At 67.4% G+C, this 14,992-nt stretch carries 9 protein-coding genes; all 9 read left to right on the top strand.

The features are described from left to right. Positions 1-20: 20 nt before the first annotated feature. Complete coding sequence (locus ABJF88_17615; protein MEP0548758.1) at positions 21-1,535, top strand: hypothetical protein; 1,515 nt, start codon at positions 21-23, stop codon at positions 1,533-1,535. A 57-nt stretch (positions 1,536-1,592) separates the two neighbouring features. Continuing rightward, positions 1,593-4,325: a multiheme c-type cytochrome gene (locus ABJF88_17610; GenBank protein ID MEP0548757.1), complete on the top strand. Its 2,733-nt coding sequence runs from the start codon at positions 1,593-1,595 to the stop codon at positions 4,323-4,325. Position 4,326: 1 nt separating this feature from the next. Continuing rightward, positions 4,327-6,003, top strand: coding sequence for a cyclic nucleotide-binding domain-containing protein (locus tag ABJF88_17605; GenBank protein MEP0548756.1), 1,677 nt, complete (start codon positions 4,327-4,329; stop codon positions 6,001-6,003). Next, entirely contained in the window at positions 6,000-6,875 is an 876-nt protein-coding gene (locus ABJF88_17600) for a hypothetical protein (GenBank protein ID MEP0548755.1), read from the top strand. The genes ABJF88_17605 and ABJF88_17600 overlap by 4 nt, the downstream gene beginning before the upstream one ends. After that, positions 6,875-8,440 carry a cytochrome c3 family protein gene (locus ABJF88_17595; protein MEP0548754.1) on the top strand — a complete coding sequence of 522 codons (1,566 nt, stop codon included), beginning with the start codon at positions 6,875-6,877 and terminating at the stop codon, positions 8,438-8,440. The genes ABJF88_17600 and ABJF88_17595 overlap by 1 nt, the downstream gene beginning before the upstream one ends. A 51-nt stretch (positions 8,441-8,491) precedes the next feature. Continuing rightward, a complete protein-coding gene (locus ABJF88_17590; protein ID MEP0548753.1) occupies positions 8,492-9,436 on the top strand; it encodes an FHA domain-containing protein in 945 nt (314 codons plus the stop codon). Positions 9,437-9,554: 118 nt separating this feature from the next. Continuing rightward, on the top strand, positions 9,555-12,002 hold the full coding sequence (locus tag ABJF88_17585; GenBank protein MEP0548752.1) for an FHA domain-containing protein: 2,448 nt from the start codon (positions 9,555-9,557) through the stop codon (positions 12,000-12,002). 168 nt (positions 12,003-12,170) lie between these two features. Then, on the top strand, positions 12,171-14,231 hold the full coding sequence (locus ABJF88_17580) for a glycoside hydrolase family 97 protein (GenBank protein ID MEP0548751.1): 2,061 nt from the start codon (positions 12,171-12,173) through the stop codon (positions 14,229-14,231). Between the two features lie 338 nt (positions 14,232-14,569). Continuing rightward, positions 14,570-14,992 (top strand): hypothetical protein (locus tag ABJF88_17575; protein MEP0548750.1); only part of this gene is annotated, 423 nt, incomplete at its 3' end.

Raw genomic sequence — 14,992 nt, 5'->3', positions numbered from 1 at the left:
GGAGTAAGGAGCGTAGATCTATGAACAAAGGCATTCGATTCGGGTGGGTATTTCTGGCATCCTTACTCGTCGTGGGCCCGGCGTGGGCACAGTACGGTGAGGACGATCACGGCGACGGGCACGGCGACAGCAACAGCCGCTTCTCGGACGAGCCGATTCCGCTCGCTGACATCCCTGACCGGCCCCGGCCCCTCCTCGAACTCGGACCGAAGTTCCTCGGCACCGGCAACATCAACCAGGGCTTCACGCTTCCGACGGGCGCGGTGTGGACGCCGGCCTTCATGCTCTTCGGCACCATTCGCACCGCCACTCAGGGGATCGAAAATGGGGTCGCAGATCGGCAGGTAGCCGAGGCCGTAGCCCGGTTCGACCTCTTTGGCAACCTCTACCTGACGCCGACTGAGCGGATCGTCGCGGGGGTCTCACCGCTCAATCAGGAGGGCCGCTTCACGAGTTTCACCCTTGTCAATGAGGTCGGCGGGGCTCCGGTCCTCGTGAACGGGGAGGAGCCGGACGACTTCCAGGAAGAGCTGAACTTCCGCATCAACACCCTCTTCTTCGAGGGCGACATCGCCGAGATCTTCCCCAAAATCGACTGGGATGACAGCAGCCCCCTCGACTACTATCTCTCCGTTGGTCGGCAGCCACTCAGCTTCCAGGACGGCCTCCTCATCAACGAGGACGCCCTCGACATGGTCGGGCTGACGCGAGCCAACATGCGGATGGGCGGGCTCATCAACACCCGCGCCGCCGCGGTCTTCGGCTGGGGCGACGTCAACCGCCACTCGAGTCTCGGCGGTGGGTTCGGCGACTGCGACGAGCTATTCGCGGCGGGTGCTGCCGCGTTTGGGAACTGTATGGACGACTCGGCCCTTCTCTTCGGCCTGTTCACCGAGACCGACACCCGCAAGCGGACGATCGAGATCGACGCGATGTACGTCTTGGCCGATGACTCGACCGGCGACGGGGTGTACGCCGGGATCGGGTCGACGCAGCGGATCGGGGAGTACAATAACACTTTCCGCATCGTAGGCTCGTATCCCGTCGGGAAAGAGACCGTGTTTAACCAAGCGGGCGTGGTCATCCACAACCAGTTCGGCTTCACCCCGCACCACACCCACAACTGGGTCTACGTAAACCTCTTCGGCGGGATCGGCCAGTTTCGCTCAGCGGCGCGCGGTCCCGGTGCCGGCGGGCCCCTCGGCCAGACCGGATTGCTCTTCGCCGCCGTCGGCCTCGGCCGCTACGGCGCCGCGCTCGGCAACCAGGCCGACGAGTCGGTCGGCGGCGGCATCGGCTACCAGATGTTCTTCGGCACGGCGCGTCGGCAGCAGTTGATCCTCGAAGCAGGCGGCCGATACACGTACGGCAGCGGGCCCGACATCTTCACGCAGGACATCGCAGCGGGCGCCGTTCGCTACTCGTTCGCCGTAGGCCGGCGCGGGACCATCATACTTGATGGCTTTGGGGCCTATGATCTTAACGCGAGCCAGCCTAACTTCGGCACGCGCGTTGAACTCGCCATCCAACTCTAACACCCTCAAGCACCGTACTGCGGAGATCGTTTGAGACCCTGGTACTCCCCATCCTACGTGCAATCCTGGCCGCTCCTGTTCCTGGGCAGCCTCCTCGGCTTAGGGCTCGTCCTGCCGATCACGGCCTTCTTTCAGGACGAGACGAACCTCTCGGATTCGCCGTACCTCCGGATCGACCCGGAGAAGATCGTCATCGACGACAAGGACCCGCGCATCCCGTGCGGGGAGTGTCACAACCTCGAGTTCGAGACGTGGCGGGAGACGAAGCACGCGACGGGCTTCGACAACCTCCATCGCACGGACCGGGCTCAGGCGATCCTCGACAACATGGATCTCAGCCAGTCCAAGCGCGAGAGCCTCTGCCTGAAGTGCCACTACACGGCGAACATCAAGCGCGACAAGGTGCAGGCCGTCGCCGGCGTCTCGTGCGAGTCCTGCCATGGAGCCGCGCGCGACTGGGTCAACATCCACCAGGATTATGGCGGAGCGACACGCGAGACCGAGTCCGAGGAGCACAAGGCGATGCGGGTCAACCAGGCCATCACGAATGGGATGCTCCGGCCCTCGTCGAACCTCTACGCCGTGACGGCCAACTGCTTCGAGTGCCACACGGTCCCCGAGGAGAAGCTGGTCAACACGGGCGGCCACCTCGTCGGGCGGGCCGACTTCGACCTGATCGCGCGCGTCGACCTGATCCGGCACAACTTCGTCGCGGCGCAATGGGGGGGGAGTGAGGCGAACCGCCCGATCTCGCCCGAGCGGAAGCGGCTGATGTACGTCGTCGGGAAGGCGCTGAGCTACGAGTACAGCATCCGCGGCGCGGCGCAGGCGACGACCGAGGGCAACTACGCGAAGGGGATGGAGAGCCTCGTGAAGAAGGCCCGCCGCGACCTCGACGAGATCCTCCGCGTCGTTTCGATCCCGGAGATCGCGCAGATCGTCAGCATTGGCAAGGACCTTCGCATCGTCCCGAACAACGAGCGCGCGCTCCTCGCCGCCGCCGACCGCATCAGCGAGCAGGGACAGGCGTTCGTCCGCGAGCACGACGGCAGTGCTTTCGCCGCCCTCGATCCGCTCGTCCGAGGCGAGCGGGCGGCCCCGGCCGAGGCCGAAGCCGAGGTGGTGGTGGCCGAGGTCGAAGGCAACGACTACGAGCGCCGGACGCGTCCGGCGTGGTTCCCCACGCTGAACGAAGCCACGGTCGCTCCCGGCGGCTGTAGCTGCCACGGGTCGGGTGACACGGTGAGTGGGATCGACAAGCTTGCGTGGCACGCCAATGACAAGCACAGCCAGGCGGCTGACCCGCTCCTGACCGAGAGCGTGCGGGCCGTACAGATCGCGAGTGCCTACGGGCTGAGCCCGACGCAGATGAAACAGGGCAACCAGCTCTGCATGAACTGCCACGGCACGATCGTCACCGGTGATGAGGCGTTCGAGGTGGACGCGGGCGTGGACTGCCAGAACTGCCACGGCCCGGCCGGCGAGTACCAGTTCCAGCACCAGTCGGGCGGCTACGAGCAGGGCGCCGAGCACGGCATGGTCCGGCTCGAAGACGCCAGCGTCCGCGCCACCAACTGCGCCCGCTGCCACCACATCACCGACGAGCGGCTCCTCGCCGCCGGCCACTCGACCGGCGCGTCGTTCCGCCTCGGCGAGCGCAACGGTCGAATCCAGCACTGGGCCGAGCCGACGATCAGCACCGCCAGTCTCAACGACGCATACACGGCGGCGATCAGCTCGCGCCCGGTTCCGGACGTGGAGGTCATCGACCCGCCGCCTCCGCCACCGGCCGACGAGCGCCCCACGCCTCCTGCGCCGACGCCTGATGCCGAGGCGGCTGACGAGCCCGTAGCCGGAACTCCGGAGGTGCGGCCGACACGGCAGCCGGCGCCGCCCCCGGCGAACGTGGTCGTGGCAAGCGTGGTGGGGGAGAGGCGGCAGCAGCCGTCGTGGTTCCCCACATTCCGCCAGTCCACGCTGGCGCCGCTGCAGAACTGCGGGTGCCACGGGGGCCAACTCAGCTGGCACCGGGGCGACAAGCACAGCGCGTCGGCCGAGCCGCTTCTCAACGCCAGCCCGCGCGCGGTGCAGATCGCGCAGAACTACGGGCTGAGCACGTCGCAGATGAAGCAGGGCAATCAGCTATGTATGAGCTGCCACGGCAGCGTCGAGACGGGCCAGGAGTCTGAAGAGGTGTTCGACGGCGTGAGCTGCCAGAGCTGCCACGGACCCGCGAGCGAGTACCTCAGCTCGCACCCGCGCGATAAGTACGCCGGCTCCGCTTCAAAGGGCATGGTCCAGCTCGAACAGGCGGCGGCCCGTGCGAACAACTGCGCCCGCTGCCACCACATCACCGACGAGCGGCTGCTCTCCGCTGGCCACTCCGACGGCAGCTCGTTCCAACTCGCCAGCCGCAACGACGCGATCAAGCACTGGGAAGGGCCCACCTTGAGCGCGAGTGCGCTCAACTCCGCTTACGCCTCTGCCATCGGGTCGCGGCCGGTCCCGACCGTCGCGCGGGCCGACCTCCCGCCGGTCACCACCACGTCGTCGCGGCCACGCAGGGCATCGAGTGGCTCGGCATCCTCGTCGTCGGGGAGCAGCGTGAGCCGGCCGCAGCCGCCTCGTCCCCGCCCCGTCCAGGGCTTCGAGCCGCCGCCGGCCGGTGGGTCGGGCGTGGCGACCTCGTCGGGCACGGCCGTCAGCGACACCACCTCGACCGAGGACATCCTGCTGCTCATCAAACGACGGCTCGAATCGCTTCACCGAAGACTAGGCCAGGGCCAGTAATATGAGTGTAGACGCAGCGGACTCTTCGGCGACCGTCCTCCAGCAACAGCGCTTGTACGAGGACCGGTGGTCAGCGTACGGCGCGAACGCCGGGCTCCTCCACCTCTCCTCGAAACCCTCCGCGAGCGAGCTCAAGCGGTTCGACCTCTTCAAGCCGTACGACGACCAACTCCTCGACCAGCTCTCGCCGGACATCTCGATCGCTAAGTGGGAGAAGGGGGCGATCCTCTTCGAGGAAGGCAGCTATCTTGACGTGGCGTTCTACATCGTCGAGGGTACAGTAAGCCTCTTCCTCGACAAGCACGCCACTTCCGCTTCGCAGCCCATCTTCGATACGAAGCTGGTGGAGGCCGTGGCGAGTGAGCCCTCGCAGGGCGATGGGGCGGCGCAGACCGCCTTCGTCCAGCCCTACCAACCGCCGAAAGAGAAGAAGGAGGCGAAAGGCAAGAAGAAGGGCGACGGGGCGAACATCACCTACCTCGCCTCGATGGACTTCGACCTCGCGCACGGGGAGGAGCACCAACTCGGACGCGGCGACATCTTCGGCGAGATCGGGGCGCTCAACGGGTGGCCGCAGTCGGTGACGGCGCGGACCGCGACGGACTGCACGCTCGTCCAGATCCGGCTGCCCGCCCTGCAGAAGCTCAAGCTCCGCTCCAGCGATTTCAAGGAGTGGGTCGACAAGCTGTACCGGGAGCGAACGCTCTCGCAGCAACTCAAGACCACGCCGCTCTTCCGAGGCACCGACGACCGGTTCGTCGAGCAACTGGCGAACCGCGTGGAGCTGATCTCGTGCTCGCCCGGCGACGTGGTGACCGAGGAGGGCGCGGCGGTCGATGCGTTCTACCTCGTGCGCTCCGGCTTCCTGCGCGTCTCGCAGAAGGTGGGGGACGGCGAAGTGGCCGTCACGTACCTCCGCAAAGGGATGACGCTGGGCGAGGTCGAACTCCTCATCGACGGCCTCGACGGGTGGCAGACGACGGTGACGTCGGTGGGCTTTACCGAACTCGTCCGCATCCCGCGCGCCGACTTCGAAAGCATCCTCCGGGACGATCCTGCCGTCCGGCAGCACCTCTGGGCGGCCGCCATCAATCGGATCAAGGAGACCGGCTACACCAAGCAGAATCCCGAGCAGCCCGACCTGATCGAGTTCTCGCTCGCCAAAGGGCTCGTGCAGGGCAACAGCATCCTCGTCATCGACCTCGACGTGTGCACGCGGTGCGACGATTGCGTGCGGGGCTGCGCCAGCACGCACGACGGCCGGCCCCGTTTCGTCCGCGAAGGCGACCGCTACGACAATTTCCTCATCGCCCGGTCCTGCTACCACTGCGAAGACCCGGTCTGCCTGATCGGCTGCCCGACGGGCGCGATCCGGCGCACGAACGTGGGCGAGGTCGTCGCGGTGGACGACAACATCTGCATCGGGTGTGGCAACTGCGCCAACAAGTGCCCCTACGACGCGATCGTGATGCACGACACCGAAGAGGTCTGGCCCGACACCGCCCTGCCGGAGTTCCTGCGCGGGCGGGACCGGCGCGTGGCGAGCAAGTGCGACCTCTGCTACGAGTCCGATGCGGGTCCGGCGTGCGTGAACAACTGCCCCCACGCCTGCGCCTTCCGCATCAACTCCATCGAGGACTTCCAGCAGCTTCAAGCCGTAGATCACGCGCAACGATGAAGACAGCGGTACAAAAAACGGCGATCTACCAGAAGAAGCGCCCCGGCGCGTCGCGCTGGGCGAACAAGTGGATCCAGTCGCCGCAGTGGTTCCTGGGGTTCGGGATCGCCGTGGCGGTGTGCCTCGTCGTGTTCGTGCTCAACGTCGTGTTTGGTCGGGTTCATCCGGGCAGCACGTGGGGGCTCGGCTACGGGATCGCTGCGGCGGTGCTCTTCGTCGGCGTGTTCTTCTACGGGGTCAAGCGGCGGACGATGAAGGTCCGCGCGCTCGGCCGGGCGTGGTACTACCTCCAGTTCCACGTCTACGGCGGCACGCTCTTCCTCTTGCTCATGCTGATGCACGTCGGATTCCAAGTGCCGCACGGGGTGCTGACGTGGTGGCTCTGGGCGCTGAGTCTCTGGGTCGTTGGCAGTGGGCTCTTCGGGATCGTGCTGCAGAAGTGGATCCCCACGCTCCTCGCCGGCGGGGTGCGGACCGAGGTGAACTACGACCGGATCCCCGAACTCGTCGCCGACCTCCAGAAGCGGGGCGACGCCGTGGCGGAATCGGCCGACTTCGCTGTGCAAGACTTCTACCGGAAGCAGATCGCCCCGGCCCTCGCCGCGCCGCAGTTCCGCCCGATCTACTTCCTCGGCATCCCGAGCGGGATGGGGGGGAAGGCGAAGCTCTTCGCCTCGCTCCGCGAGATGCAGCCGGCCGAGGAGCGGATCAAGTTGGATGAACTGGAGGAGTTGTACGCCGCCAAAATGGATATCGACGCCCACTTTACCTTACAGCGTGCGCTGCGCGGGTGGCTCTACCTCCACGTGCCCGTGTCCGTCATCGCCCTCGCCCTGCTCGGGTTCCACATCTTCGCCGTCCTGTACTACTGATGCAGTTCGACCGATTCCGTACCAAAGGCTTCTTTAGCTGGCTCAAGCTGCCGGTAGCGAAGGAGTACATCTATCCCACGTCGCGGAACATGATGTTCTTCGTGGGCGGGATCGGAGCGCTCCTCGTGCTCGGCCTCTTCGCGTTCAACGCCACGGTGCAGCAGGGGCAACTCGTCTCGAACGGCCCGCTCTCGTCCAATCACGCGGCCTTCGGCGGCGACTGCTCGACGTGCCACACGCCGTTCCAGGACGTCACGAGCGAGAAGTGCTCGACGTGCCACGAGAAGTTCGGCGACGAGGTTGGCGTCCACACCTTCGCCTCGCACTACCTCTACCGCTCCGACGACTTTACGCGCGTCGTCGCCGACCCCAACGAGCCCGCCTGCTTCGGCTGCCACACCGAGCACGTCGGCCGCGACAACCCGATCACGGCCGTCGCGGACGACAACTGCCTCCAGTGCCACGCCTTCGACTCGTTCAACACCGAGCACCCCGAGTTCGACTTCGCGGCGGACAGCCTCCTCGACGACGGCAACCTCAAATTCCCCCACACCCTCCACGTCAACCAGGTCCGCGACCGGGAGAACCTCGGCGACCTCGAGCAGACGTGCCTTTACTGCCACAACGCCACGCCCGACGGCACAGGCTTTCAGCCGATCTCGTTCGAGGACCACTGCGATACGTGCCACCTCACCACGAGCGATGCGACGCCGTGGATCGCTACGGCCTCAGCGGAGGGGCCGGGTGTGCTGACGCTGGAGACGCTCCGCGCACAGCAGCGGCCGGGCTCGCTCTGGACGTACTACACCAACCCCAACGAATTCCAGAGCCGGGGCGCGACCGTCCGCAAGACGCCGGTTTATCACCGCGACCCGTGGGTGCTGGAGAACCTCCGCCGTGTGCGCCAGATCATCTACCCCTCGCGGAACGGCCTCGCCGACCTGCTGCGGGCGTCGGGCGACGTGGACCCGCGCGAGGTGCGCACGCTCTACGAAGAAGCCATCGCCACGCTCGACACCTACGCCGATGAACTCCGCGCCTCACCGGAGCGCGAGGTGCAGCAGGAACTCGCTGAGATCGAAGGCCTTCTCAAGGTGGTCCGCCGCCGGCTCCGCGACCCCTACGCTCCGCTCGACGAGACGAAGTTCCTCGTCTCCCCGGCCGAGCGCGACACCTCGCTTACAGACGCCGACATCCGAGCTTACCAGCGCGTCGTGGATCAGCTGACGCAGGCGTGTCAGAAGTGCCACTACGTCGAGGACGCCACGATCGTCCGCGTGCAGGCGGATCAGGGCAACCTTATCCGGGCCGAGTTCGACCACGGCGCCCACATCATCCACACGCGCTGCCTCGACTGCCACACCGCGATCCCGATCCGGGAGAGCGCGGCCACGAACACGCCGGCCGAGTGGGCGGAGGACAACGCGGGCATCCAGAACCTCCCGTCTATCGCAAAATGTCAGACGTGCCACGACGACGGCAAGGCGTCGAACACGTGCGTCACGTGCCACGATTTCCACCCGGACAAGTCGCAGCACTCCAACCTCCTGCAGTACCTCGAATAGGGCTCGGCCCCGCGCGCCCGCTCGACATCCATCCCCATCCCGACCTGAATCATGCCAGCGCATTTCTTCTGCCAGACGGGTGAGTTCGCCGGGTCCTCGTTCGAGATCGGGAACGAGGCCGTCATCGGGCGGGGAGAGGAGGCGATCCGGCTGCCCGCCGACGTGGTCTCAGGTCGCCATGCGCGGATCTATTTCGACGCCGAGCGGAAGGGCTACTTCCTCGAAGACCTCCAGAGCCGCAACGGGACGAAGCTCGACGGGATGCCCGTCACCGAGCCTGTCAAGCTCGGCCGGCTCCACGTGGTCACCCTCGCCGATCAGATCGACTTCATCTACCACGAGAGCGCGAAGGCAGCGGCGCCGAAGAAAGTCGCGGCGCGTGAGGCCGAGCACACGCAGCCGGCGGGCTTCGTGACTCCGGTGCCGCCCCCCGCCGCGCCGCCGGTAACTCCGCCGCCAGCAGCTCAGAACGAGGCGGACAGCGGGACCCGGACCCAGTTCTCGCCGGCGTTCACGCCTACGCCGCAGATTGGCGACGACGAGTCCAAAAACGACCTGACGATCCGCACGCAGGCATTCGGCTCCGGCCCGCTGCCCACCGCACCGGAAGAGGGGGCGCAGCACACGCACATCGGCCCGGCGTACACGCCGACGCCGAACATCCCCGGCGTCGGTGGCGGAGCGGCCCCGGCGGCTACGCCCATCCGCTACTCGCTGCAGGTCACGAAGGGCGGGCGTGGCGAGACGCATCCCCTGATGGAAGGGGAGAACGTGGTGGGCCGGGCCGCGAACTGCGCCGTCGTCCTCGACGACACCTCCGTTTCGCGGCAGCACGCGGCAGTGACGGTGCGCGGTGGCAAGGTCACGCTCCAGGACATGGGGAGCCGGAACCACACCTTCCTCAATGGGGAGCGCGTGGTCACGCCGGTCGACGTGCCGCCCGGCGCGGTGATCCGCTTCGGCGTGGAGATCGAAGCGACGCTGAGGCGGGCCTGACCCTACGCTCGCCGACGGCGCACGAGGCGGGCCGCAGGGCGCAGGACTCCGCAGGACGCTGGGCCACCGAGAAACGAACGGTGCGACGACGTAATCCGAAGGCTAAGCCGATGGTAAGATGCAAGTAGACGACCGAAAATCCCCCGACGGCCTCTCCGGGCTCCCGGACGTGCTAGACGTGCTCATCGTAGGCGGTGGGCCGGCGGGCACCGCGGCGGCGTTCCGCGCGCACGAGCTCGGCCTCAGCGCCCTCGTCATCGACTACGATGACCTGATGAAGCGCATCCGCGACTACGCCAAAGACAAGCAGATCCTCCCGCACTTCGGCGGCGGCGACAAGATGCAGTTCCCCGAGGGCGGCGAGCTCGTCAAGAAGCTGCACTTCTCGCCCATCGACAAAGACGACATGTGCGTCGAGTGGAAGGGGTTTTACAAGACGTTCAACGTGCCCGCCCAGAGCGGCGTCGAGCTCACCGGCTTGGAGCGCCAGCCCGATGGCGTGTGGCAAGTTAACACGTGGAACCATCGCACGAAGACCGACCAGCCGTTCAAGGCCCGCCACGTCGTCCTCGCGATCGGGCGCGGCGTGCCCCGCCGCTTCGACATCCCCGGCTCGACTGACGGCATCGCTTACAAGCTCGAGGACGCGACGCAGTACCTCGGCCACCCCGTCCTCGTCGTCGGCGGCGGGACCTCGGCGGCCGAGGCCGTCATCGCCCTCTCCGAAGCCAAGGCCGAGGCGGGCGACGAGTGTGCCGTCTACTGGTCGTACCGCGGTGACAAGCTGCCGAAGGTATCGCGTGCCCTCGCCGATGCGTTCTTCAACGCCTACCTCGGCAACGGTAACATCCGCTACTGCCCCGGCAGCGAGCCCGTCGCGATCGTGACGACGCCGGAGAAGGAGGAGCGCCTCTCCATCCGCGTGGACCGCAAAACGCCGACGGGCCGGCCCAGTGAGACGGTTCACCTCGAGTTCAGCAAGAACCACTGCGTCGCCTGCATCGGCGAGGACATCCCGGAGGCGCTGCTGAACTCGCTCGGGGTCTACATGGTGACGGGCGGGCCGGACGCGAAGAAGCGGATGGCCGTCACGCCGCTCCTCGAAACGCAGCAGCCCAACGTCTACCTCATCGGCGACCTGCTGAGCCAGGCGTACCTCGAAACCGACGACTTCAATGCGGACCCGTCCGGCTTCCGCGACATCAAGCACCGGGGCAACATCAAGTCGGCCCTGCGCGACGGCGTGTTCGTGGCCGAGGTCATCAAGCAGAAGCTCGAAGGCCGCGACGTCATCGAGGTCAACCTCGAGTTTGCGGAGGACGCGCCCGTGCAGACGATGCCCGCGCAGGAGGAAAACGCGACCCCTGCAGCGAGCGACACGCCGGTCCCCCCGATGCCTGCCCGCGAGCCCGTGGATCGCGGGGAGATGACGATGGTGCTGGGGGGCACCGCCTATGCAGAGGGTCCCCCCCAAGAGAGCATCGCGCCGGACCGCGCCGTCGAGGCCCACCTCGTGCGTGTGACGGCGGGCGGAATCGAGGAGGACGAGTTCGCCCTCCGCGCTCACGGCGTCACCACGATCGGCCGGCACGAGTGCACGATCTCATTCCCCGAAGACAGCACGCTCTCCCCGAGCCACGCCTCCGTCCTCCACAGCCACGACGGCTATTTCCTGCGCGACGATGGCAGCGAGACGGGCACGTTTCTGATCCTGCGCCCCGGCAAGTCGTACCCGATCGAGTCGGGCGATCTGTTGCGCCTCGGCCAGCGGTTCCTGCTGTTCCACGCGCAGGGTGGGGAGTTCGGCTTCGTCCAGTACGACCAGGCGGGGCAGCCCATCCAGCGCCACGCGCTCTCGGAGGGCACCGTCGTGTTGGGCCGTCAGGCCCCCGACATCACCCTCGACGAGCGCGACATGGTGCTCTCGCGCCGCCACCTCTCGCTCACGCTCAAAGAGGGGACGCTGCTCGCAAAGGACCTCAACAGCCTCAACGGGACCTATCTCCGGGTGCGGAACCCCGTCGAACTCGGCGACGAGGACTCGTTCCGGGCCGGCCAGCAGATGTTCAGGATGAGGCTGCAGGAGGAGGTCAAAGAGAGCAGCACCACGTTCCGCGTATCGCCGTACCCCGCTTCGGCTCCGCCCGCCGAAGCGCCTACCCCGTCCCCCGCGCCGTACCGTGCACCGGCCGCGTCGCCGGCCGAGTCGCCGGCCGCGGCACCCTCTGCTCCGGCGGCTCCTGCTCCAGCTGCCGCTCCCGCGGGGGAACCCGCTGTGACGTTCCAGGGCTTGGGTAAAACCGTCACGTTGCAGCCGGGGCAGACGCTCTGCGACGCCGCCGAAGCGAACGGGATCGACATGCAGGCGGAGTGTCACGTCGGGATCTGCGGGAGCGATGCCGTGCGCATCGTATCCGGCGGCGAGTTCCTGAGCGACGTGGGCGACGAGGAGGCGGACACACTCGACGCCATCTGCGGGCTGCCCGCGGGCAACGAGCCCGGTAAGTGCCGCCTCGCGTGCGTGATGCGGGCGAAGGGCCCCGTCGTCGTCGAGCGGGTTACGTAAGGGCTGCGCCGTGGCGATCGGCGTGCACGGGGACGACCGCTTCAGGTCGTCCCCACTGCAGGACGTAAGGGCGGAGTTTTCTCGCTTCCATCGGGGCTCAGGCTCGGCGGATCTGTCGGATATTATTCCCACACCCATCGCCGACTGATCCGAATCCCGTCCCTGCCAATGCGCCTCTCCCTGCTCGCGCTCCTCCTCGCGTCTGCCCTTCCCGCCATCGCGCAACCCGCTCCGACCGTGCCCGACGCCGCGACCGTCTCGTCCCCCGATGGCCGGATCGACGTGGCCGTCGCGCTCGACGCGCGCGGCGTGCCGAGCTACCGCGTCGAGCGCGACGGCCACGTGCTCGTCCTCCCGTCGCGGCTCGGCGTCGTCATCGGCGGCGGCGACACGCTCGGCGTCGGAATGCGGATCGCGGAGGCGACGACGACCGAGCACGACGAGACGTGGACGCAGCCGTGGGGCGAGGTCGAGACCATCCGCGATCACCACCGTGAACTCCGGCTCGCATTGCAGGAAACCGTCGGGGCCGAGCGGCGGATGGACGTCGTCGTCCGCGTGTTCGACGACGGCGTCGGGTTCCGGTACGAGTGGCCCGAGCAGCCCGGCCTCGGCGCGTTCGAGATCCGCGACGAGCTGACCGAGTTCCGCTTCGCGGCCGACCCGCAGGCGTGGTGGATTCGGGCGTACGAGTGGAACCGCTACGAATACCTCTACGAGCAGTCCGCGCTCTCGGGCGCGGGCTACGTGCTCCACACGCCGCTCACGCTCGCCTTCCCCGACGGCCCGTTCGTCGCGCTCCACGAGGCCGCGCTCGTCGACTACGCCGCGATGGCGCTCCGCCGCATCGGCCCGACGGCACTCCAGGCCGACCTCGCCCCGTGGTCGACGGGCGTTCGCGTCTACGCCACAGCCCCCGCACGCTCGCCGTGGCGGACGATCCTCATCGGCGATACTGCCGGCGACCTTGTCACGAACTACGTCGGGCTCAACCTTAACGAGCCGAACGCGCTCGGCGACGTGTCGTGGGTCGAGCCCGGCAAGTACATCGGCATCTGGTGGGCGATGCACCTCGGGACATGGTCGTGGAACAGCGGCCCCGACCACGGCGCCACGACCGAGCACACGAAGCGCTACATCGACTTCGCGGCCGAGCACGGGTTCGACGGCGTGCTCGTCGAGGGCTGGAACCGGGGGTGGGACGGGAACTGGGCGGGCAACGGCTCCGACTTCTCGTTCACCGAGCCGTACCCGGACTACGACTTCGAGGCGCTCGCGACCTATGCCCAAGAGCGCGGGACGCGGCTCATCGGCCACCACGAGACGGGCGGCGGCATCCCGAACTACGAGGCGCAGATGGACGAGGCGTTCGCGCTCATGAACCGCCGCGGCGTAAAGGCCATCAAGACCGGGTACGTGGACTGGGGCATGCACTTCCCCCGCGTCGACGGGCCGGGCGTCGCTGGGGGCGAGACGGCGCGCGAGTGGAACACCGGGCAGTACATGGTCGGCCACTATCAGCGCTCCGTCGAAGCCGCCGCGCGGCACCGCATCGCCCTCAACATCCACGAGCCGATCAAAGACACCGGGCTCCGCCGGACGTACCCCAACCTGCTGACGCGCGAGGGCGCGCGCGGGCAGGAGTTCAACTCGTCGTGGGGCGGCGGCAACGGCCCCGACCACATCCCGACACTCGTCTTCACGCGGCTGCTCGCCGGCCCAATGGACTTCACGCCCGGCATCTTCGACCTCGCCGCCGAAGACGAAGGCGCAAACAATGTCCCGACGACGCTCGCCGGCCAACTCGCGCTCTACGTCGTGCTCTACAGCCCGCTCCAGATGGCGGCCGACCTCCCGGAGAACTACGAGCCGCACCTCGACGCCTTCCAGTTCATCAAAGACGTCCCCGTCGATTGGGCCGACACCCGCGTGCTCGAAGCCGCGATCGGCGACTTCGTCACGATCGCCCGGAAAGACCGCCACTCCGACGACTGGTACCTCGGGGCCAAGACCGACGCCTCGGCTCGCACCGTGGACGTCGTGCTCGACTTTCTGGAGCCGGGACGGACGTACACCGCCGAGGTCTACCGCGACGCCGCCGACGCGGATTGGGAGACGAACCCGGTGGCGTACGAGATCGAGACGCGGGAGGTGAAGGCCGGGGGGCGGCTCCGCGTCGCGCTCGCGCCCGGTGGCGGCCTCGCCGTCCGCTTTCACCCCGTCGAGTAGCGCGCGGTCGAGGGGCCGGCCCCCGGTCGGGCGCGGGGGAAGCCGGTCGGGCGCGGGGGGAAGAGAACACCGTGTTTGCGTGGGGGGAAGCGATTTCATACTTTATGAAAACCTTTTCATAGAAATGGCAACCCCTTGAGTCGAGGCGATTTGTGGGAGCCCTCGGCCTTCCGTTGCCACTCTCTGATTCTCCTCTGGAGAACGCCGGCATCGAGCCAGGATGCGATGCCTCTCTTTTGCACCGAGCGTGTAACGGGGACCGCCAGAGTTGGTGTTATGTCCCTTCGGCCGCGCATCCAGCGCGGTTGACTTCCGCCCCGTACAAACTCGATGCGACCATGAGAACTGCTTTACTCTGCGCCCTCCTCGTGCTGATAGCCCCGCTATCGCACGCTCAAATCAGCCTTCCGGTGACGTTCGAGGAGGGGATCAACTACGAGCTCACCGACTTCGGCGGCACCATGTCGCAGCTCGTCGCCGACCCCGAGGACGCCGAGAACACCGTCGTCGCGTCGAACCGCACGGCGGCCGCGGAGTGCTTCGCCGGCACGACCGTCGCCGAGAACTCCGGCTTCACCCCGCCCATCCCGTTCTCTGAGGGCAACCTCACGATGAGCGTCCGCGTGTGGTCGCCGGAGGCCGGCGTCCGCGTCCTCTTCAAGGTCGAGGAGGTCGGCGTCCCCGAGATCAACGCGGAGACCTTCACGTTCACGACGGTGGCGATGGCGTGGGAGACGCTCGTGTTCGACTTCGGCAACCCG

This window comes from Rhodothermales bacterium (assembly GCA_039944855.1).
In the GTDB taxonomy this organism is placed as follows: domain Bacteria; phylum Bacteroidota; class Rhodothermia; order Rhodothermales; family JANQRZ01; genus JBBSMX01.
This window is presented reverse-complemented; position numbering and strand designations above follow the sequence as displayed.